Source organism: Flavobacterium myungsuense, from assembly GCF_042677265.1.
GTDB classification, from domain to species: Bacteria; Bacteroidota; Bacteroidia; order Flavobacteriales; family Flavobacteriaceae; genus Flavobacterium; species Flavobacterium myungsuense.
Map to the genome: position 1 here is coordinate 169295 of NZ_JBHTIZ010000011.1, position 20878 is coordinate 190172.

Sequence of the window (20878 nt, forward strand, 5' to 3'; positions counted from 1 at the left end):
TTACCAAAATAGTTATTGAATTTTGATTTTAGATTAACGAATTTTGATTTCAGATTTTAAAAAAATGGAAGCACCTCTTGCCGAAAGAATTCGCCCACAAAAGTTAGAAGATTATATCAGCCAATCACATCTTGTTGGTCCAAAAGGGTCGTTGACTCAACAAATAGAGAAAGGAATTATTCCATCTCTTATTTTTTGGGGTTCGCCAGGTACAGGAAAAACAACTCTAGCACAAATTATTGCACAGGAATCGAAACGTCCTTTTTATATTTTGAGCGCTATTAATTCAGGAGTAAAGGACATTCGTGATGTTATAGAAAAAGCAAAACAGAGTGGTGGGTTATTTACAGCAAAAAACCCAATCTTGTTTATTGATGAGATTCATCGCTTTAGCAAATCGCAACAAGATTCTTTATTAGCGGCTGTCGAAAAAGGTTGGATTACTCTTATTGGAGCCACTACAGAAAATCCTAGTTTTGAAGTGATTCCTGCCCTATTGTCGCGTTGTCAGGTATATATTTTAAATCCGTTTTCTAAAACAGATTTGGAAACCTTGCTAGTACGAGCCATGACAATTGATATTGTTTTGAAAACCAAAAAAATAAATTTGCAAGAATCAGAAGCGCTATTGAGACTTTCTGGTGGCGATGGACGCAAACTATTGAATATTTTTGAACTGGTCGTAAACGCCTCCAATGAAGACGAAATTTTAATTACCAATGATCGTGTTTTAGAATTGGTTCAACAAAACACTGTACTCTATGATAAAGCTGGCGAGCAACATTATGATATTGTTTCTGCATTTATAAAATCGATTCGAGGGAGTGATCCAAATGGCGCGGTTTATTGGTTGGCAAGAATGATTGAAGGCGGAGAAGATGTAAAATTTATTGCACGCCGTATGCTTATTTTAGCTAGCGAAGATATTAGCAATGCCAATCCAACTGCATTTATTATGGCAAACAATACGTTTCAGGCAGTTGCAACTATTGGTTATCCTGAAAGCCGCATTATTTTGAGTCAATGCGCTATATACTTAGCCACTTCTCCAAAAAGCAACGCAAGTTATTTAGCTATTAGCAAAGCACAAGAAATTGTAGCGCAAACTGGCGATTTACCTGTTCCAATTCATTTGCGAAATGCTCCAACAAAATTAATGAAGGAATTGGGCTATGGCGAAGACTATAAATATTCTCACGATTATCAAAATAATTTTACTGAACAGGAATTTTTACCTGATTCTATTGCTAATACTTCTATTTATATTCCTGGAAACAACAGCCGAGAAAACGGCACACGTGAATTTTTAAAAAATCGTTGGAAAGATAAATACGGCTATTAAATTATTCTAGGATAAATTATAATAACTTTTTTTTTAAATTCAGAATCTTATTCAACGAAAAAAAAGCAAATTTTGATAGTGGTTTGTTTAAATAAAATCAACGTATTTTAAATAGATTTATTTAAAAGTCTTAAAAAGAATTTTTATTCATTTCATTTAATTCAGATGGAGATAAATTTATACTTTGGCTTGCTTAAAACGCTTCAACGTTTCCTTAGTAAAATCAGATAAAACTAATCTTCCGCTAATGGCGGCGCGTTCTGCTAGCATTAAATCCCAACGATCTGTTCCTGTCCAGAATATTTTTTTGGCTTCCATCATGGCTTCTAGATTGTACAAACAAACACTTTCTGCTAAAACTTTGACCGCATCATCCAAGTCTTGATTGGTATCATAAACATCGCTATACAATCCTTTATCTTTAGCCCAAGTAGCCTCAAAAAATTGAGTTGCATTTATTGTCATTTGAGACAGAGCCGAAATCCCCATTTTACGTTCTATGGCAGGACCTACTACAAAAGGACCAATACCAATTGTAAATTCACTTAACTTAATGGCCGCGTGCTTAGTCGCCAAACAATAATCTGCTGCTGCTGCAATACCTACTCCACCACCAACAGCTTTGCCTTGGATGCGTCCAATAATAAACTTCGGGCATTTGCGCATCGCATTGATAACATTAGCAAAACCAGAAAAAAATGCGTTACCAGAATCTATGTCGTTTATCTGAACCAATTCCTTAAGGCTAGCTCCAGCACAAAATGTTCGATCGCCAACACTTTTAAGAACAATTACTTTTACAGTATCATTTGTTCCCGCATTAGTTATAGTTTCTGTTAGCGCTGTCAACAGATTTGTTGGTAACGAATTGTGTTCTGGATGAAAAAATTCAATAGTAGCAATTCCGTTATGGATGTCTTGTTTTACGTAAGCCTCGGTCATTGTATTTATCTAAATATCATATCAAATATAGAATTTATTTTAGTTTAAGGTAACTTTTGTTACCAAATAATTCTATTTAGCAAACTAGATTTGCAACATAAAATAGTAAAATTATGGGATTATTCGATTTTTTAGGTTTAGGAAGTAAAACAGACAGCATTCAAGAATTTATTGCTAATGGAGCTGTAATTATTGATGTTAGAAGTGTTTCAGAGTTTCATAATGGACACGTTTCGAATGCTAAAAACATTCCATTAAACAATCTTGAAAGCAAAATAGATGAAATCAAAAAATGGAACAAACCCATAATTGTTTGTTGCCTCTCTGGTATGCGAAGTGCTCAGGCAACTTCTTTATTGAAACAAAATGAAATTAAGGTAATTAACGGTGGTGGTTGGCAAAGTTTAAAGAGTAAATTATAAAATAGTTACATCTTTATTTTTTGACTTAAATCTAAATCATTAATAATGATTTTGTCTTCATATTGAAGCCTCCAACCCATAGTATTGGTAAGAATTAATATTTTTGATAATTCGCTGATTAATCGGTTTTGAGCATTGGCCTTAAGCGATGATTTTCCAATTTTTTTGGCAAGATTCGCTTTTACAGATTTATTAATTTTATTATAATCATCTCCTGTAAAAGGATTCAATTTACTCTGTTCGACATCATAAAACTGAATGTCTGGCGAGATTTTAATTTCTTCTTTTGGAATATGTAAAATGGTAATGGTTTTGTTTTTCTTATCAATATCGTATTTCATTTGACGCAAATCATAAGCCACAGTAACATCGGCATTAACAATAATCAAGGCTTTTTTCTCGAAAGAAATTAAATCCAAAAAATATTTATCTTGATCTTTATAGGTCAATACTTGAGAAAAATGCCCTTCGGTAACGATTAATTTACCAACATTTACAATTTGCTGTTGAATTAGATTTGAGTTGTAATCTATAGTTGAAGTATCTTCTTTTTTAAACTCACAAAACTTGAATAAGAAAAAAATAGTAAGTAAGCCTAGAACAATTAAAACGATTCTTTTTTGCATATCTAAAAAGTAATTAATGGATACTCTATTGCTAATTTAGTTATTTTTTCTTCAAGTTTCTTTTTAAATTTGATATGACTTTCGGAACTACTATTAAAAGGGCGATGTGCTAAACACTTTTGAATGCTTTGCACTTCTACCATGGTTTCGTGAGTCAATTTCGAAATCCAAGCTTCTGTAAAACGCTCCCAAATATATGCTATTGCGGTTTCATTTGGATGCAGTAAATCCTGAGCATAAAAACGATAATCACGAAGCTCGTCCATTAAGATTTCATAACTAGGAAAATAATTTAGTCCTTGAGATTTAAGATTTAGTATTTGATGAATTGCGCTTATTAAATGCGATTTACTTCTTTGATTCTCTACAAAACCATCTTTAATATGACGAACTGGAGATATTGTGAAAATAAATTGACAATCGGGATTTAATTTCCTAATTAAATTGACAGTGTTTTGAATCGATTCTTCAATACTTTCAATAGATAAAATTTCTTTATTAAATTGATTTTGTGGTACTTTATGACAATTGGCAACTACTTCGTTATTCGACTTTAATCTGTAAATCCAAGATGTTCCGTAGGTAATAATTATATGAGAAGACTGGGTTAATTGTTGGTGTGTAAATTGGAGAATCGCATTTAAATTTTCTAGAAATCCCTCTTTATCATTAGTACTCAAATCAGAATGAACCTCATAACAATGCCAACGTTCGTTGTAAAAGAAAACATCATTTTCAGTAAATTTTGCTTCATTTATTACTCTTGAAACCAATTTTTCAATAGAAACTGGATTAAAAATGATACCAAACGGATTAACAGTATTTTTAAATTTAAAATACTCGAATTTCTCCGCCATATTCTCCGAAAAACAAGAACCCAAAGACACAATTTTAGAATTGTAATCAATTGGTGCGTGGCTTTCAGGAATTGAAACTTTAGTAGTGAAGTTCATTTTAAAATATATTATCTTTCAAAAATACAAAATAGCAATCAAAAAAAATTATTGATTCTCTATTGCTTAATTAATCGCTATTTTTGCATCTACAAATAAGCAACATGAACCTATTATATTCTTATCTCAAAAAACATAAAATTTTATTATCATTTGCCTTATTAATGGCAGCTATAAACATTTGTTTTAGTCTTAGTGATTCGGTTATTACAGGTAAACTAATGCAGGATTGCGGTGTAGGGATTGCTAAATATAAAGGAAACGAAGTAGGATTTATAAAAGCAGTTGGTTTTTGGCTTTTACTATCTTTAGGTGTATCAATGATTTCCCGATTAACAAAAAATTTTCAGGATTATTTTACCAATATTGTCATTCAGCGAACGGGTGCCGAAATGTATACCGACGGAATTAAAAAATCATTGGATTTACCTTACGAAGATTTTGAAGACCAACGCAGTGGTGAAACGCTGAGCCGATTACAAAAAGTAAGAACCGATTCAGAAAAATTAATCACTTTATCTATTTCTCTAATTTTTCAAACCATCGTTGGGTTTATTTTTGTAATTATTTACATCTCTAGAATCGATTACCGAATTTCCTTTATCTTTTTAATTGCCGCGCCAATTATTGCCGTATTAAGTTCTTTTTTAGGAAAAAAGATAAAAGTAATTTCACGAAGAATTGTTATGCAAACCAATTCACTTGCAGGCTCTACTACTGAAAGTTTGCGAAATATTGAACTCGTAAAAAGTTTAGGCTTAACGCAACAAGAAGAAAAACGATTAAACAACAATACACAAAAAATATTGAGTCTCGAATTACAAAAAATCAGATTCATACGAAGTTTGAGTTTTATTCAAGGTACAACCGTACATCTATTGAGAACATGTGTTGTTTTTACTTTATATTATTTTTTATTTGGAGACCGAATTGTTGTTGGTGATTTGCTAACCATGGTTTTCTTTACTTTCTTTATTTTTAATCCATTACAAGAATTAAGTTCGTTTATAATTGTTAGAAATGAAACCAAAGTATCGTTAGAAAATTTTCAAAATCTACTGAATGCCCAATCGGAGTTTAAACCGGAAAACCCTAAGTCAATAGCAAAAATAGAATCATTGCAATTTTTAAATGTGAGTTTTAAACACAAAACGGCACATTATCCTGCAGTTGAGAACATCAATTTTACGATTAAAAAAGGAGAAACCATAGCTTTTGTTGGACCGTCTGGAGCTGGAAAAACAACTTTAGTGAAATTATTGGTTGGATTATATCCGCCAGCTCAAGGTAAAGTATTGTATAATGATATCAATTCGAAAGAAGTTGACTTGTTAGATTTACGTCAACAATTAGGTTTTGTTACTCAAGATGCACAATTGTTTTCAGGAACTATTCGCGAAAATTTATTGTTTGTAAAACCATCCGCTTCTGATGAAGAATTGCTTGATGTTTTAAAAAGAGCGAGTTGTGAAACTTTATTGCAACGTGCGCAAGACGGTTTAAATTCGACAATTGGCGAGGGTGGAATTAAAGTTTCTGGTGGTGAAAAACAACGATTATCAATTGCTCGTGCAATTTTGCGAAATCCAAATTTATTGATTTTTGACGAAGCTACTTCAGCTTTAGATTCGATTACCGAAGAAGAAATTAATTTGACTATAAGAACTATTTCAGATACGAATCGAATTACGGTTTTAATTGCGCATCGACTTTCAACTATCATGCACGCTGATAATATTTTTGTTTTAGAACAAGGGAAAATTATTGAGCAAGGAAAACACGACGATTTATTATTAGAAAAAGGGTTGTATTACGCGATGTGGAGACAGCAAATTGGGGAGAGAAAATAATGAATTATGATTAACTAATTTCGATTTATGATTTAATCAAAACTCCAATCCCGAAAGACTTATTTCTGTTAAAAAACTTTTAACTTCTTCTTCGCTTGGTTGATTTGGAATTAAAAAAGTAACTTCTTCGTCGTAGTTTATTCCTTTGAAATAGCCGAGTTGTGCAATAAATTGTTTTTCAATAAATTCATCCTTAAAAATTTCTTTTGCTTTTACTACAATTTCCTGAAATGAATAATGAAATTTTAAAATAAAATATAAATCAATATAATCTTTCCATTTTGACCTCCTTCCAAGAGCAAATGCTTTCATTGCACCAAGTGTCAATAAATCGGGCATTTTAAGAAAACCTTTTAACTCTGCATTTAATGGAACTTGATATGGAAATGAAAAAAAAGTTATTTTTACACCTTTTGACAACATATTTATTTGATTATAATCGGCAAACGAAACTTTGTAATCAAGATTTTTGAGTTTCAAATAAACATCTTTTTTTCGAATGTCTTTTTCTTTGAATAAATCAAAATCAATAGATTTTCGATGACCAAATATGCAATGCAATTGCCGTTCCTCCAACTAAATAATATTCTCTTTTAAATTGAGATAATATTGTAAGCAACTCTTTTTGTTCGTTATTTAGAATTTCAAGATGCATATTTCAATGTAATTCTTTTCATTAAATCTAGCATTTCAGGCAAATAATTTCCGATTTTTCTATCAGTTATTTCGTCGTAAACACGTTTTAATTCTTTATGCCCAATGATTTTAATTAAATCTTTTACATCTTGCCAAGTGCCATAATTGAAAATAAATTCCGCCAAAACTTCGTTCCCAATATTTGGAATAGCTTCCTTCTTGATATACCAAAAAAGGTCGGAATGTTTAGTTATGAATTCGTGTCTTGTCATGTAATAAAAATACAAAAATTATTTCACAAATCCAATAGCTTTCTCTATAGCTTCCTTAATTCTAGCAACATTTTTACCTTTTCCCGAAGCGAAGAAAGGTTGTCCACCACCATTTCCATCAATATATTGTCCTAATTCTTTTATTACTACATTTGCGTTCAACCCCTTTGCGGCAACCAATTCTTTTGAAATATAACAATGAATATTAGGCAATCCATCTTCTATTGAAGCTAAAACTACGAATGAATTTGGTTTTGCGTTTCCTAATAATTGCGTTAAATCTTTAGTCGAACTCATAGACAAATTTACTTGTTTGGCTAAAAAGTCAATTCCGTTTATTTCTTGAAAATCAGCAACTAAGGCATTCTTCAGTCCATCTACTTTCTCTTTCAATAATTGATCAATTTGTTTTTTCAATTTGGCATTATCATCTTGTAAACTAGTAACCGATTTTAAAATGTCTTGCGGATTTTTTAACGCTTCTTTTATCTCAGCTAGAGAATTTTCTTGATTGATAAAGAATTGCTGTACCGCATCACCGGTAATGGCTTCAATTCTTCGAATTCCTGCTGCAACCGCGCCTTCTGAAATGATTTTAAAATGCCAAATTTCAGCTGTATTTTTTACGTGAATACCTCCGCAAAGTTCTTTACTTTCACCAAACTCAATCATACGGACATTATCTCCATATTTTTCTCCAAACAAAGCCATTGCACCCTTATCTAAAGCTTGTTGAATTGGAATATTTCTGTGCTCTATTAATTGCAATTGTGCTTCGATTTGGGCATTGACACTTGCTTCTACTTTACGTAATTCTTCATCAGATACTTTACTGAAATGTGAAAAGTCAAAACGCAAGTAATTGGGATTTACCAAACTCCCTTTTTGTTCCACATGTGTTCCTAAAATGTTACGTAATGCTAAATGCATTAGGTGAGTCGCAGAGTGATTTTTTGATGTTGACGTTCTTAAATCGGTATTTACTTTAGCAATAAAACTGGCATTTAGATTCTGAGGCAGTTGTTTTGCAAAATGCATAATTAAGTTATTCTCTTTTTTTGTGTCTAAAATATCAATAGTTTCATTCGGCGAAAATAATTTTCCTTTATCGCCAACTTGACCACCGCCTTCGGGATAAAACGGCGTATTATCTAAAACTATTTGGTATAGAATTCCGTCTTTTTTAGAATCAACTTTACGGATTCTAGTAATTTTTACTTCGTTTTCGGTTTTATCATAACCTACAAATGTTTCTATATTTCCTGGAATTAATACATTCCAATCTTCAGTTGAAACTTCAGATGCAGCACGGGAACGGTTTTTTTGTTCTTGCATTGCAGCTGTAAATCCTGCTTCATCTAATTCATATCCTTTTTCTCTTAAAATCAATGATGTTAAGTCAATTGGAAATCCGAAAGTATCGTACAATTCAAAAACTTTTGCTCCTGAAATCTCTTTTCCTGAAGTTTCAGCAACCACTTTGTCTAATAATTGTAATCCTTGATCTAAAGTTCTTAAAAACGAAGCCTCTTCTTCACGAATGACATTGGTAACCAATTGTTGTTGCGATTTGATTTCCGGGAAAAACTCGCCCATTTGATTCGCTAAAACTTCAACCAATTTATTAATGAAAGGTTCTTTGGTATTCAAAAAAGTAAATCCGTAACGAATAGCGCGACGTAAAATTCTTCGAATTACATAACCTGCACCAGTGTTAGATGGCAATTGTCCGTCGGCAATAGCAAAAGCAACAGCACGAACGTGGTCAACAATGACACGAATGGCAATGTTGGTTTTATTTTGCTCCTCAGTTGTATTTTTTACTTCATTGGAAGTGTACTTTAAACCCGTAATTTGTTCGACTTTTTCAATTAATGGTGTAAAAACATCAGTATCGTAATTGGAAGTTTTTCCTTGTAAAGCCATACACAAACGCTCAAATCCCATCCCGGTATCTACGTGTTGTGCTGGTAATTTTTCTAAGGAACCATCGGCTTTTCGATTGAATTCCATGAATACATTATTCCAAATTTCAACCACTTGAGGATGATCAGCATTGACTAAACTTCGTCCTGAAACCGCTGCTCTTTCAGCATCTGTTCTCAAATCAATATGAATTTCGGAACACGGACCGCACGGTCCTTGATCGCCCATTTCCCAAAAATTGTCTTTTTTATTTCCTAAAATAATTCTGTCCTCTGGAACGTATATTCTCCAAATATCAAAAGCTTCCTGATCAAACGGCACATTTTCGGAAGGATTTCCTTCAAAAACAGAAACATACAAACGGTCTTTGTCTAACTTTAAAACTTCAGTTAAAAATTCCCAAGCCCAAGCCAAAGCTTCTTTTTTAAAATAATCACCAAAGGACCAGTTTCCAAGCATTTCGAACATAGTGTGATGATACGTATCGAAGCCCACGTCTTCTAAATCGTTATGCTTTCCTGAAACACGAAGACATTTTTGCGTATCGGCTATTCGCTTGCTTTTTGGAGTTCCATTTCCTAAAAAATATTCTTTGAATTGTGCCATACCTGAGTTGTTGAACATCAAGGTGGGATCGTCTTTTAGAACGATTGGTGCAGAAGGAACAATTAAATGTTCTTTAGATTCAAAAAATTTGAGATAAGATTTACGAATGTCTTGTGATTTCATTTTTAAAGGTTGTAATGTATTTTAGTTTGCTAATGAATAATTAATTGACAATACAACAATTAACTTTATCAACTTTAATATATTGTTAAAAAAATATCAGAACAGATGAAACATTTATTAAATTTGTTCTACTAACTTTTTTTAAAGAGCAAAAATAGGGTATTTTAAAATATGGCGAAAGTAAAATATTATTTCGATTCCGAAAATTTGGCTTATCGGAAGATAAAAACAAAAATATCTACAAAATTTGGTGTAGTGGCCTTATTTTTAGTTGCTTCGGCTTTATTTGGTTTCTTATGTTTTGTTGTACTTTTGAATACGCCATTTTTTGAAACGCCTAAAGATAAATTGCAAGCCAGAGAAATAGAAAATTATAAGCTTCGCTACGAGATTTTAAACAAAAGAATGAATCAAATAGACGAAGTTTTGGCAGATATTGAAGATAGAGACAACAATATATACAGGGTTTATTTTAACACATCGGCTATTCCTAATGAGCAACGAAAAGCAGGGTTTGGTGGCGTAAATAGATACAAAGAATTAGAAGGCTATAATAATTCGGACTTGGTAATAAACACATCGAAACGAGTTGATGTAATTTCAAAAGAATTGGTTATTCAATCGAAATCATTAGATGAAATTTTGAAATTAGCTAAAGAAAAAAATAATTTATTAGCGGCTATTCCGGCCATTCAGCCCGTAAGAAATGAAAATTTGAAGCAAATTGCTTCTGGTTTCGGATACAGAAATGATCCATTTACGAAAGCTAGAAAATTTCATGAAGGAATGGACTTTGCTGCTAAAACTGGAACACCTATTTTTGCTACCGGAAACGGAGTGGTAGAACGAGCAGACAATACCGCTTCGGGCTATGGAAACCACATTGTAATTAGGCATGGTTTTGGATATGAAACTTTATACGGTCATTTAAGCAAATACAATTGTAGAGCAGGACAAAGAGTGAAACGTGGCGATATTATAGGATATGTAGGAAGTACAGGACGATCTGAAGGACCACATTTGCATTATGAAGTGCATAAAAATGATGAAGTTGTTAACCCCTTGAATTTTTATTACGGAAATATATCGGCAGCAGAGTATGTTATTATTACAAAATTAGCGAATCAAGAAAATCAATCCTTAGACTAATGCATATAGAATTATCACCAAACAAAAGGTATTACAGTATTGGCGAAGTTGCCAAGGCTTTTGATGTTAACGCTTCCTTAATTCGCTTTTGGGACAAAGAATTTGATATTCTGAAACCCAAAAAGAATGCAAAAGGCAACAGAATGTTTACTCCCGAAGATGTGACTAACTTGAAATTGATTTTTCATTTAGTGAAAGAAAGAGGATTTACTCTTGAAGGCGCGAAAACCCATTTGAAAGAAGGCCAAAAGAAAACTTTGGACAAATTTGAAATTATTAGCAAATTAGAAACTATAAGAACTCAGTTGACAAATATTAAAAATGAACTTTGAAATAGCAATAGCAATTTGAATTTCAATAAAAATTAAAACAAAAACTAAATACTAAACTTTAAAATTAAATAAAAATGGATTTTAAAAATTTTTTACCTTGGAGTTTTATTGTTTCTTTTGTCTTAACAATTCCTGGAGCTTTATTTAAAATAATGCATTGGCCATTTGCAAATTTTTTTTTGATGATTGGGGTTTTGTCATTGTTGATTTTCATAGTTGGATCAATTTATGAAATTTCAAATTCAAAAAAAATAGAAGGAACTGAAAAATTTATATGGATTATGGGATTTATATTTTTCGGAATGTTTACAGGATTAATATATCTACTATCTAGTAGAAGAAAAATAATATAGAATGGCAATGACAATAGCAATAGCAATAACAAAATAAAAACTAAATATTAAACTTTAAAATTAAATAAAATGAGAAGATTTTTGCCTTGGATTATCGGAGCAGTTGTTATACTGGGAATTTACAGCTGGGTTAAAGAAATAAATAACACCGCAGTTACTTTAGGACAGACAGTTGAACAATCCTGGGGTGACGTACAAACGGCATATCAAAGAAGAAATGATTTAATTGGTAATTTAGTAAATACGGTAAAAGGCGCTGCCGACTTTGAAAAAAGTACTTTAACAGCAGTTATTGAAGCTCGTGCTAAAGCAACTCAAACCACTATCGACCCAACAAACATTACTGCTGAAAAATTAGCTGAATTTAATAAAGCACAAAGTGGTGTAAGCAGTTCTTTATCTCGATTACTGGTTTCAGTCGAACAATATCCTACTTTGAAAGCGAATGAAAACTTCTTGAAATTACAAGACGAATTAGCAAGTACGGAGAATCAAATTCTAACTGCTAGAACACGTTTTAACGAAGCTGTTAAGCCATACAATACTCACATAAAAACGTTTCCAAACAGTTTGTTTGCAGGTGTTTTTGGTTTCAAAGAAAAAGCCTATTTCCAATCTGTTGAAGGTGCTGAAAAACCAGTTGAAGTAAAATTCTAATCCTCCCTACCCCATCAAAGGAGTGGCTTTAAAAAACTAATTATGTCGAAAGTTGAAGATTTTTTAACCAAAGAAGAAGAACAAGAAATTGTTGAAGCTATTCGTGTGGCTGAAAAAGAAACTTCTGGCGAGATAAGAGTTCATATAGAAAAAACTACTTCCAAAGTTCCTTTTGATAGAGCTTTGGAAGTTTTTCACGAATTGAAAATGGACCAAACCGAACTAAAAAATGGGGTTCTTATTTATCTCGCTGTTAAAGATCATAAGTTCGTGATTTGTGGAGACAAAGGTATTAACCAAGTAGTACCGAAAGGTTTCTGGGATAGCACAAAAGAAATTATGGCAACCCATTTTAAAAGCGGTAATTTCAAGCAAGGTTTGATTGACGGTATTACTAAAGCTGGCGAACAATTACAGAAATATTTTCCTTTTGAAAATGGAGATACCAATGAATTATCAAACGAAATATCTAAAGGATAATGGAAATAAGTCAGAAGTTAGAAGTTAGAAGCCAGAAGTCGAAAATCAAAAAAGGACTAAACTTATTTTGTTGTTTTTTTATTCTATTTAATAGTAATTTTCTATTTGCACAATTTACGATTCCTGAAAAACCTAGTTTTCAAACTTCAGTTTATGATTATGCTGCTATTTTAAATGCTAACGAAAAAAAGCAGTTAGAAGAAAAACTAATTAAATATTCCGATTCTACTACTACTCAAATTGTTGTTATAACAATTGAGTCACTTAAAGGAGAAGACGTTAGCCTGTTAGCTACAAAATGGGGACAAACATGGGGAATTGGTGGCACAGCCAAAGACGATAATGGTGTAATAATTCTATTAGCAAAAGCCGAAAGAAAAATAGCTATAAATCCAGGTTATGGTCTAGAAGATCGTTTGACCGCAGGAATTGGAGGCCAAATAATTAGAAATATTATTAGACCTGAGTTTAAAGCCGGTAGTTTTTATACTGGTTTAGATAAAGGTACCGATGCGATTATTGATGTTTTTAAAGGCAAATACAAAGGCGAACGCAAGAAAACCAAAAGCAAAGATTTTCCTATATTACCCTTTATTATAATAGTAGTAATTTTGCTTGTTCTTATTTCTCGCAACAAAAACGGAGGAGGTAACTCAGGCAACTCTGGAGATATGGGTTCTAGTTTACTCGATGTTATAATTTTGAGTAGTTTAGGCAGAAATAGCGGCGGTTTTGGAGGAGGATTTGGCGGTTCCTCAGGAGGCGGTGGCGGTTTCGGAGGCGGTTTTGGAGGAGGCGGATTTAGCGGTGGTGGTAGCAGCGGAGACTGGTAAATTTTTTAATTTTCGTCAATATCACTAGAAAAAAATTAGTTTTGTCAAATTAATATATCAACAACTAAATTTAAAATATCGAGATACAAAATGCTTTCACATAAAACAAAATACGCACTAAAAGCCTTACTTTACCTAGCACAGCAAGATAAAAACCACATTTCAAAAACTATTGAAATTGCAGAAGAAGCTAGTATTCCAAAAAAATTTTTAGAACAAATTCTTTTAGATTTAAAACGAGGTCATTTTGTTGGAAGCAAACAAGGAAAATTTGGGGGTTATTATCTTTTAAAATCAAAAGAAGAAATCACTTTAGCTGAAATTCATCGTTTTTTTGATGGTGCTATTGCACTACTTCCCTGCGCCTCTATTAATTTTTACGAACCTTGTTCTGATTGCAAAGAAGAATCTGAATGCCTATTAAGACACGGTTTAATTGCTATTAGAAATGAAACTTTGAAAGCAATGGAGGGCATAACGATAGCTTCTTTAGAAAAAAAATAAAAAAATATTTTTTAAATTCTACTAATTTTATAGAATTAATTATATATTTGCCTCCGAATTTAATTCACAATTAAAAATTTAAGAATTATGAAAACCTTTTCGATGAAGTTAAAATTAAATGAAAAACAAAACACTAAATCAAATTCAAACACAATGAAGCAAAACAAACTATTACCTATGATGTGTATGTGCAGTCAAAAAAAATAATTTTAAACTCTACTAATCACATATAATATATAAAAATAATGAAAAAAATATTTAAATCAATAACATTTTTACTACTATTTAATTACTCATTTGCTCAGACAACCGTTGAAGGAGTAGTAAAAAACTCAAATGACGCTCCTTTAGAAGGAGTTAACATTGTCCTTAAAGGAACCAAATACAGCACAACAACGGATGCTAGTGGGAAATTCTCGATTGACACACATGATAAACTTCCTTTTACATTGATAATAGTTCAGGAGGGTTACAAAACAGCACAATTAGACTACACAGAATTACCAAATAAAGAGATCCAAATTATATTAACGATTGCAAATCAACTAAATGATGTAGTGATTACTTCTAGACGTAGAATTGAAAAAGCACAAAACGTTCCAATTGCTGTTTCTGTAATTGGTGGAAGACAGGCTGAAATAGCTGGAGCATTCAACGTGAATCGTTTAAAAGAATTAACACCTTCTGTCCAATTGTATTCATCAAATCCAAGAAACACAACACTTAACATTCGTGGTCTTGGTTCTACTTTTGGTCTTACGAATGACGGCATTGATCTAGGAGTTGGATTTTATGTTGATGGGGTGTATTATGCTAGACCCGCGGCAACTACTCTAGACTTTGTAGATGTAGACCAAATAGAAGTATTACGTGGTCCTCAAGGAACTTTATTTGGAAAAAACACTACCGCAGGAGCTTTCAACGTAACTACACGCAAACCTAGTTTTATTTCTGGAGCTACACTTGAATTAAGTTATGGAAATTACGGCTTCATCCAAGCAAAAAGTTCAGTAACAGGTGCTTTGTCTAAAAAAATTGCTGGTAGATTATCATTCTCAGGCACACATAGAGATGGACTACTTGAAAATGTGGCTACAGGAAATTCAGTTAATGATTTAAACAACCAAGGAGTTAGAGGGCAGTTATTATACAAACCAACTGATGACATCAACGTAACATTAGCTGTAGATTATTCTAAACAAAGACCAAATGGTTATGCCCAAGTAATTGCAGGTGTTGCTCCTACACTTCGTGATGGCTATCGTCAGTTTAACAGTATTATTGCAGACCTTGGTTATAAACTTCCAAGTACTAATCCATTCGACCGCAAAATAGATACAGATGCGCAATGGAGATCCAATCAAGATTTAGGTGGCGCTACACTGAATCTTGAGGCTAAACTAGGAAAAGGTACATTAACCTCAACTTCAGCCTATCGCTTTTGGGATTGGGACCCTTCAAATGATAGAGATTTTACAGGATTACAAGCCCTTAAATTATCGCAAGCTACCTCAAAACACAATCAATGGTCACAAGAAATTAGATATGCTGGAGAATTTACAAAAAGGATTTCAGGAGTATTTGGAGTATTTGCAATAGGGCAAAATCTTAAAGCGGATCCTATACAAATAGAAGAGGCTGGAAAAGACCAATGGCGATTTTCACAAAATGCCGCTCCAGGCACTCCTAATGCAGCATTATGGGCTACTCCAGGACTTTTAGATGGCTATGGAATAAAAACTAAAAACAATATCGATTCTTTTAGTGGTGCTCTATTTGGTCAGCTAGACTGGAAAATTACAGAATCACTTCATATCTTACCTGGATTAAGGTACAATTACGATACAAAGAAATTGGATTATAGTAGGCAAACCTATGGCGGTGGGGACTTATCAGGTTTTGATGCCGCAACTCAAACTAAATTGCTAGCCTTACGTAATTCTGTTTACTCGAATCAGGCATTTAAAGTAGATGTTGCTGATACTGATTTTTCAGGAAACATCACTTTTGCTTACAAACCTAGTGAAAAAATTAATGCATATGCCACTTATGCCAAGAGTTACAAACCTGTAGGTGTTAATGTTGGTGGAATACCCGCTGATGCAAACGGCCCTATTATAGAACTTGCAAAGATTAAACCGGAGCAAGTAAATCATTATGAAATTGGTGTAAAAACGAATCCATTTAATAACACTATTATTAATTTATCAGTTTTTAATACAGACATAGACGATTATCAAACCCTAGTTCAAAGTGAAGATATTACACTAAATCGTGGGTATCTTGCCAATGCTGAGAAAGTGAGAGTTCGAGGTCTAGAAATAGATGGTAGAATCACGGTTTCTAAAAATCTTTCCTTCAATACTGCCCTATCTTATACCGATGGTCGCTATGTAAGTTTCAAAAACGCTCCTCTACCACTAGAAGAAACAGGATTAAGAGTCGATGGAAAACAAATCTTTTCGAAAGACATTTCAGGTGCTGAACTACCAGGAATTTCAAAATGGGCTGGAACCTTAGGAGGAGATTTATCAAAAGATGCAAGATTCTTTGGTAATAAAGGAAAATTGTTCTTTGCAATTGATTCGTATTCACGATCTTCATTCTCATCAAATGCCACACCTTCTAAATATTTAGTGGTTAAAGGATATAGCATTTTTAATAGTAGAATTGGTTTCAGAGCCTCTGAAGGATTAACTGTTTTCATTTGGGGCAGAAATTTATTTGACAAAAACTACTTTGAACAATTATTACCTGCTGGAGGAAATGCAGGTCATTATGCAGGTGTTTTGGGAGACCAAAGAACTTATGGCATCACATTTAAATACACATTGTAATAAAGCATTTCTTCTTTAAATTATTTACTTAATAATAAGTTGAAAACATAAATAAATTGAAAAAATAACCATCAAAATTAAATTTGATGGTTATTTTATTTATTTTTAAAACTCAAAAAAAACATGAAAAAAGCACTCCGATATCTATTCAAGAAAAAAAAACAGTCTCTACTCAAACTATTTTTTGTATTTTGTATAATGACTTTGTGTAATACTATAAATGCGCAAAACGAAGAAAGCTTTCCTAAAATTACAGGCTTTGTTGGAGTACTTCATCCTATTGTCACTTTTTCATCTGAAGAAACAACCACTAACTTTAAAGATTATTATATTGTGGGTCTCCCTATTGGAATAAACATTTGGAAAAGCAAAACAATAGGATTCTCATTTGAATTGGTACCCACAATTAAAAGTGATAGTGAAATAAGTAAAGTGAATAATCTATTAATTCACCCAGGAATATTAATACGTCTAAAAAACAACTTTACATTTGCAGGAAGAGTAGCATTTGAAACTTCTGGTCGTTACGGCATTACTCCTATCATCAGCAAGGTTATTAAAAAAAATAAAGACCACAATTATTTTGTTGCTGTTCCTGTTCCTCTTAGGTTTGGAAATGACAAACCTTCATCCTTAACTATAGGATTTCAATTTGGAATCGCATTCTAATCTTTTTTTTTAAAAATTATGCGCGAATTTAATGAAACAACACCCAGTTATACTTTACTAGATTTGATCAAATATTTTCTCAAATTAGGCACAACAGGATTTGGAGGACCAGTTGCTTTAGTGGGATATATGCATCGTGATTTAGTAGAAGACAAACAATGGATTAGCGATTCCGATTATAAAGAAGGCTTAGCGCTTTCTCAATTAACTCCAGGTCCTTTAGCGGCTCAATTGGGAATTTATATAGGGTTTGTGCACTTTGGTGTTTTAGGCGCCACCTTATCAGGATTGGCCTTTATTTTACCCTCCTTCATAATGGTCGTATTATTAGGTATTGCCTATCAAGCGTATGGCGGATTACCATGGATGCAAGCTATTTTTTACGGCATTAGCGCAGCTGTAATTGGGATTATTGTTTTGAGTTCCTACAAACTCACAATAAAATCTATTAGCAAATTTGAAATTTCGACTATAAAAAGCAATTGGTTACTTTGGATATTTTACATTGCTACCACTATTCTTACGGCTGTAACTCAAAAAGAAGAACTACTGTTGTTTATTGCTTTAGGGTTCATCTACATGATTGTAAAAGCACCACCCGAATGGATTAAACGCCCTAAAAGGGCTTCTTTATTTTTTCTAACAACTGCTGGATTTTCAACAATCGAACTTGGGAAATTAGGAGATCTTGCCTGGTTTTTCATCAAAGCTGGAGCCTTTGTTTTTGGAAGCGGTTTAGCCATTGTTCCTTTTTTACATACTGGAGTAGTCAATGAACACAGATGGTTAACAGAACATCAATTTGTTGATGCGGTTGCAGTAGCTATGATTACTCCTGGACCAGTAGTTATTACCGTGGGTTTTATTGGTTATTTAGTCGCTGGAGTTACTGGTGCAACTATTGCAGCTTTGGGGGTTTTTCTTCCTTGCTATTTATTTACGGTAATTCCTGCTCCTTATTTCAAAAAAATATCCCAAAACAAAAGCATCAAAGCATTTGTTGACGGTATAACAGCTGGAGTAATTGGAGCTTTGGTGGGTGCCGTAATTGTAATCACTGGGCGAACAATAATAGACATTCAAACAGCATTAATTGCTTTAGGCACAATCTTGATTTTAATTTTCTTGAAAAAAATTCAGGAGCCTTATATTATAGGAATTGCAGCTGTCATAGGAATTTTGATTAAACTAATCTGAACATTCATTAAAAGCAAGGTTTCTTTGACAACTTCGCATCAAAACCAATTACTAACTTTTAATACTTGTTCAGGTAATTTACTTTTCAGTTTCTCTGTTACATACAAATTAATAAAGTAAGGATGTAACTAAATATTATTATTTCGTAGCTCGAAATAACACCGATTATACATCAAAACTCCAAACTATTTAAAAGATATAAGTAGTATAATAATTCAAGAAAAGTATATAAACAATTTTGTTTTAAATGCGTTTGTTTACCTTTGCCATTTTTAATCAAATAACTTGAAAAACTTAATCTTACTTTTTTTAATTATTATATCTCATAGTTCTTTAGCACAATCTCAAAAAAATATCGACCATCAAAGTATTCTTTGGACTCGATATTACAATCAACTTCTTATAAACAATTCATGGTCTATTCATACTGAGTTTGACAACAGAGTATTTCTAAAACCAATCGAACAAAATCTCTACGTATTTAGGATACAGGGAAGGTATAAATTTAATGACCATTTAGAAGCAGGAATTGGCTATGCTTATTTTTCAGTATCCACTCAGGTTCCAGAACAAATTTTTGATTTCGAGATTCCCGAAAACAGAGGTCAACAAGATATTACTTGGAAACATGAATTTGGAAAACTAAACTTTTACCAACGGTTTCAATTTGAACAACGATTTGTGAGAAATGCAAACACAGAGAGATTAACAGATGGAACCACCTTTTTTTGGCGATTTAGATACCGACTTCAAGCTGATTACACATTTTTGGGGAAAAAAAATCACTTTTTGAAAGCGGTTATAAATGATGAAATCATGTTTAATGCCGGGAAAAATATCATTTACAATACATTTGACCAAAATAGAATATATGGTGCCTTACAATTTGGTTTTAATGACAATCTAGCAATAGAACTTGGGTATTTAAATAGTTTTCAACAAAGAGTAAATGGGGTAGATTATTTTAATAGAAACATCATTCGACTGAGTATTTTTCATAAAATAAATTTAAAGAAAACGAAATAAAATAAGTTTAAAAGAAAATAGATTTTCCTATACTAATATTTTCTAAATTAATATAACCGTTTGGATCTTCGTTATTTAATATACTACTAACAATAGTTTCTCCAACATGATCAGTGCCAAAATTACGCACTACATTTATATCAGGAGTTACAATATTATGCTCTAAAGTTAATTCGATGGCTCTTCTAACGGCATTGGCTTCTTCGTTTAATCCAAAATTATCGAGTAACATTACTGCACTTAAAATGGCACCAATTGGATTTGCAATATTTTTCCCTTTAGCTTGCGGATAGGTACCATGAATAGGCTCAAACATCGCATACTTTGTACCAACCGATGCTGAAGCTAATAATCCTATAGAACCTACAATGACACTTCCTTCATCAGATAAAACATCGCCAAACAAATTATCAGTTAGAATAATGTCAAATTGATTGGGATTTAAAATCATTTGCTTTACAGCATTATCTATATAAAGAATATTTAAAGTTACTTTTGGATATTGTTTCGCAATTTCTTTTACTACTCTTCTCCATAATCTAGAAGATTCCATAACGTTTGCCTTGTCAACTAATGTTATTTTATTTCTTCTTGTTTGAGCTGCTTTGAATGCTAAATGTGTAATTCTTTCTATTTCCATTTGCGAATATTCGCATATGTCAGTAGCAACGGTTCCGTCTTCACTTAATTTTTTTTCACCATAATAGATACCACCTGTTAATTCTCTATATATGAGAATATCAGTTCCTTCAATAACATTTCTTTTCAAAGGGGATTTGTCTATAAGTGGGGTTATTACTTTTATTGGACGAATATTGGCAAACAAACCTAATTCTTTCCTTAAATCTAATAATCCTTGTTCAGGACGCACTTTAGCATCTGGATTATTATCGTATTTTGGGTCACCAATTGCGCCAAAAAGTATGGCATCAGCTGATTTACATAAATTTAAAGTTGCTTCTGGCAAAGGGCTACCAGTTTTATTAATAGCAATTGCTCCTACTAGGCCTTCTTCAAATTCGAAAGTATGATTATAAAATTCGGCTACAGCCTTTAAAACAGCAACCGCTTGTTTAATTACTTCAGGACCTATTCCGTCACCCGATAAAACAGCGATTTTCAAGTTCATAGACTGAAAAATTT

21 protein-coding genes are annotated in these 20878 nt (G+C 32.6%); 14 read left to right on the plus strand and 7 right to left on the minus strand.

Annotated elements, in window-relative coordinates; all coding sequences use genetic code 11:
* Window positions 1-64: 64 nt before the first annotated feature.
* Entirely contained in the window at window positions 65-1342 is a 1278-nt protein-coding gene (locus ACFQ0S_RS04305) for a replication-associated recombination protein A (RefSeq protein ID WP_379754345.1), read from the plus strand.
* 177 nt (window positions 1343-1519) lie between these two features.
* On the opposite strand, the gene ACFQ0S_RS04310 is transcribed toward ACFQ0S_RS04305, so the two are convergent.
* On the minus strand, window positions 1520-2284 hold the full coding sequence (locus tag ACFQ0S_RS04310; RefSeq protein ID WP_379754348.1) for an enoyl-CoA hydratase/isomerase family protein: 765 nt from the start codon (window positions 2282-2284) through the stop codon (window positions 1520-1522).
* A 113-nt stretch (window positions 2285-2397) separates the two neighbouring features.
* On the opposite strand from ACFQ0S_RS04310, the gene ACFQ0S_RS04315 reads away from it, so the two are divergent.
* Window positions 2398-2706 carry a rhodanese-like domain-containing protein gene (locus ACFQ0S_RS04315; RefSeq protein WP_379754351.1) on the plus strand — a complete coding sequence of 103 codons (309 nt, stop codon included), beginning with the start codon at window positions 2398-2400 and terminating at the stop codon, window positions 2704-2706.
* A gap of 5 nt (window positions 2707-2711) precedes the next feature.
* Here ACFQ0S_RS04315 and ACFQ0S_RS04320 read toward each other — a convergent pair whose 3' ends face one another.
* Window positions 2712-3332, minus strand: a complete 621-nt coding sequence (locus ACFQ0S_RS04320; protein ID WP_379754354.1) for a DUF4230 domain-containing protein — start codon at window positions 3330-3332, stop codon at window positions 2712-2714.
* Window positions 3333-3334: 2 nt separating this feature from the next.
* Window positions 3335-4285 (minus strand): GSCFA domain-containing protein, encoded by a 951-nt coding sequence (locus ACFQ0S_RS04325; protein ID WP_379754357.1) that lies wholly within the window; start codon window positions 4283-4285, stop codon window positions 3335-3337.
* A gap of 104 nt (window positions 4286-4389) precedes the next feature.
* Here ACFQ0S_RS04325 and ACFQ0S_RS04330 point away from each other — a divergent pair, with 104 nt between their 5' ends.
* Window positions 4390-6135 carry an ABC transporter ATP-binding protein gene (locus ACFQ0S_RS04330; RefSeq protein WP_379754360.1) on the plus strand — a complete coding sequence of 582 codons (1746 nt, stop codon included), beginning with the start codon at window positions 4390-4392 and terminating at the stop codon, window positions 6133-6135.
* Between the two features lie 36 nt (window positions 6136-6171).
* On the opposite strand, the gene ACFQ0S_RS04335 is transcribed toward ACFQ0S_RS04330, so the two are convergent.
* From ACFQ0S_RS04335 to alaS, 3 genes are all read right to left on the minus strand, one after another.
* Complete coding sequence (locus ACFQ0S_RS04335) at window positions 6172-6696, minus strand: hypothetical protein (RefSeq protein WP_379819054.1); 525 nt, start codon at window positions 6694-6696, stop codon at window positions 6172-6174.
* An 83-nt stretch (window positions 6697-6779) separates the two neighbouring features.
* Window positions 6780-7043 (minus strand): hypothetical protein, encoded by a 264-nt coding sequence (locus tag ACFQ0S_RS04340; protein WP_379754366.1) that lies wholly within the window; start codon window positions 7041-7043, stop codon window positions 6780-6782.
* Between the two features lie 18 nt (window positions 7044-7061).
* On the minus strand, window positions 7062-9698 hold the full coding sequence (gene alaS, locus ACFQ0S_RS04345; protein ID WP_379754369.1) for an alanine--tRNA ligase: 2637 nt from the start codon (window positions 9696-9698) through the stop codon (window positions 7062-7064).
* A 171-nt stretch (window positions 9699-9869) separates the two neighbouring features.
* Here alaS and ACFQ0S_RS04350 point away from each other — a divergent pair, with 171 nt between their 5' ends.
* The 11 genes from ACFQ0S_RS04350 (at window position 9870) to ACFQ0S_RS04400 (ending at window position 19735) form a co-directional block, all read left to right on the plus strand.
* Window positions 9870-10847, plus strand: a complete 978-nt coding sequence (locus ACFQ0S_RS04350) for a peptidoglycan DD-metalloendopeptidase family protein (protein WP_379754372.1) — start codon at window positions 9870-9872, stop codon at window positions 10845-10847.
* On the plus strand, window positions 10847-11179 hold the full coding sequence (locus tag ACFQ0S_RS04355; RefSeq protein WP_379754375.1) for a MerR family transcriptional regulator: 333 nt from the start codon (window positions 10847-10849) through the stop codon (window positions 11177-11179). Before ACFQ0S_RS04350 ends, ACFQ0S_RS04355 begins: the two co-directional genes overlap by 1 nt.
* A 74-nt stretch (window positions 11180-11253) precedes the next feature.
* Window positions 11254-11532 carry a GldL-related protein gene (locus ACFQ0S_RS04360; protein WP_379754378.1) on the plus strand — a complete coding sequence of 93 codons (279 nt, stop codon included), beginning with the start codon at window positions 11254-11256 and terminating at the stop codon, window positions 11530-11532.
* Window positions 11533-11601: 69 nt separating this feature from the next.
* Window positions 11602-12189 (plus strand): LemA family protein, encoded by a 588-nt coding sequence (locus ACFQ0S_RS04365; protein WP_379754381.1) that lies wholly within the window; start codon window positions 11602-11604, stop codon window positions 12187-12189.
* A gap of 42 nt (window positions 12190-12231) precedes the next feature.
* Window positions 12232-12669, plus strand: a complete 438-nt coding sequence (locus tag ACFQ0S_RS04370) for a TPM domain-containing protein (RefSeq protein WP_379754384.1) — start codon at window positions 12232-12234, stop codon at window positions 12667-12669.
* On the plus strand, window positions 12669-13502 hold the full coding sequence (locus ACFQ0S_RS04375; RefSeq protein ID WP_379754387.1) for a TPM domain-containing protein: 834 nt from the start codon (window positions 12669-12671) through the stop codon (window positions 13500-13502). Before ACFQ0S_RS04370 ends, ACFQ0S_RS04375 begins: the two co-directional genes overlap by 1 nt.
* 90 nt (window positions 13503-13592) lie before the next feature.
* A complete protein-coding gene (locus tag ACFQ0S_RS04380; protein ID WP_379754390.1) occupies window positions 13593-14006 on the plus strand; it encodes an RrF2 family transcriptional regulator in 414 nt (137 codons plus the stop codon).
* A gap of 245 nt (window positions 14007-14251) precedes the next feature.
* On the plus strand, window positions 14252-16843 hold the full coding sequence (locus ACFQ0S_RS04385) for a TonB-dependent receptor (protein WP_379754393.1): 2592 nt from the start codon (window positions 14252-14254) through the stop codon (window positions 16841-16843).
* Between the two features lie 123 nt (window positions 16844-16966).
* On the plus strand, window positions 16967-17512 hold the full coding sequence (locus tag ACFQ0S_RS04390) for a hypothetical protein (RefSeq protein WP_379754396.1): 546 nt from the start codon (window positions 16967-16969) through the stop codon (window positions 17510-17512).
* A gap of 18 nt (window positions 17513-17530) precedes the next feature.
* Complete coding sequence (locus ACFQ0S_RS04395) at window positions 17531-18709, plus strand: chromate transporter (protein ID WP_379754399.1); 1179 nt, start codon at window positions 17531-17533, stop codon at window positions 18707-18709.
* Between the two features lie 285 nt (window positions 18710-18994).
* Window positions 18995-19735, plus strand: coding sequence for a DUF2490 domain-containing protein (locus tag ACFQ0S_RS04400; RefSeq protein ID WP_379754402.1), 741 nt, complete (start codon window positions 18995-18997; stop codon window positions 19733-19735).
* Between the two features lie 7 nt (window positions 19736-19742).
* On the opposite strand, the gene leuB is transcribed toward ACFQ0S_RS04400, so the two are convergent.
* Window positions 19743-20864, minus strand: a complete 1122-nt coding sequence (gene leuB, locus ACFQ0S_RS04405; RefSeq protein ID WP_379754405.1) for a 3-isopropylmalate dehydrogenase — start codon at window positions 20862-20864, stop codon at window positions 19743-19745.
* Between the last annotated feature and the right edge of the window lie 14 nt (window positions 20865-20878).

Coding starts and splice junctions, on each gene's coding strand:
- ACFQ0S_RS04350 (WP_379754372.1), top strand. CDS start 9,870: ATGGCGAAAGTAAAATATTATTTCGATTCCGAAAATTTGGCTTATCGG.
- ACFQ0S_RS04395 (WP_379754399.1), top strand. CDS start 17,531: ATGCGCGAATTTAATGAAACAACACCCAGTTATACTTTACTAGATTTG.
- alaS (WP_379754369.1), bottom strand. CDS start 9,698: ATGAAATCACAAGACATTCGTAAATCTTATCTCAAATTTTTTGAATCT.
- ACFQ0S_RS04385 (WP_379754393.1), top strand. CDS start 14,252: ATGAAAAAAATATTTAAATCAATAACATTTTTACTACTATTTAATTAC.
- ACFQ0S_RS04330 (WP_379754360.1), top strand. CDS start 4,390: ATGAACCTATTATATTCTTATCTCAAAAAACATAAAATTTTATTATCA.
- ACFQ0S_RS04390 (WP_379754396.1), top strand. CDS start 16,967: ATGAAAAAAGCACTCCGATATCTATTCAAGAAAAAAAAACAGTCTCTA.
- ACFQ0S_RS04315 (WP_379754351.1), top strand. CDS start 2,398: ATGGGATTATTCGATTTTTTAGGTTTAGGAAGTAAAACAGACAGCATT.
- ACFQ0S_RS04310 (WP_379754348.1), bottom strand. CDS start 2,284: ATGACCGAGGCTTACGTAAAACAAGACATCCATAACGGAATTGCTACT.
- ACFQ0S_RS04340 (WP_379754366.1), bottom strand. CDS start 7,043: ATGACAAGACACGAATTCATAACTAAACATTCCGACCTTTTTTGGTAT.
- ACFQ0S_RS04380 (WP_379754390.1), top strand. CDS start 13,593: ATGCTTTCACATAAAACAAAATACGCACTAAAAGCCTTACTTTACCTA.
- ACFQ0S_RS04365 (WP_379754381.1), top strand. CDS start 11,602: ATGAGAAGATTTTTGCCTTGGATTATCGGAGCAGTTGTTATACTGGGA.
- ACFQ0S_RS04305 (WP_379754345.1), top strand. CDS start 65: ATGGAAGCACCTCTTGCCGAAAGAATTCGCCCACAAAAGTTAGAAGAT.
- ACFQ0S_RS04320 (WP_379754354.1), bottom strand. CDS start 3,332: ATGCAAAAAAGAATCGTTTTAATTGTTCTAGGCTTACTTACTATTTTT.
- ACFQ0S_RS04375 (WP_379754387.1), top strand. CDS start 12,669: ATGGAAATAAGTCAGAAGTTAGAAGTTAGAAGCCAGAAGTCGAAAATC.
- ACFQ0S_RS04370 (WP_379754384.1), top strand. CDS start 12,232: ATGTCGAAAGTTGAAGATTTTTTAACCAAAGAAGAAGAACAAGAAATT.
- ACFQ0S_RS04325 (WP_379754357.1), bottom strand. CDS start 4,285: ATGAACTTCACTACTAAAGTTTCAATTCCTGAAAGCCACGCACCAATT.
- leuB (WP_379754405.1), bottom strand. CDS start 20,864: ATGAACTTGAAAATCGCTGTTTTATCGGGTGACGGAATAGGTCCTGAA.
- ACFQ0S_RS04355 (WP_379754375.1), top strand. CDS start 10,847: ATGCATATAGAATTATCACCAAACAAAAGGTATTACAGTATTGGCGAA.
- ACFQ0S_RS04360 (WP_379754378.1), top strand. CDS start 11,254: ATGGATTTTAAAAATTTTTTACCTTGGAGTTTTATTGTTTCTTTTGTC.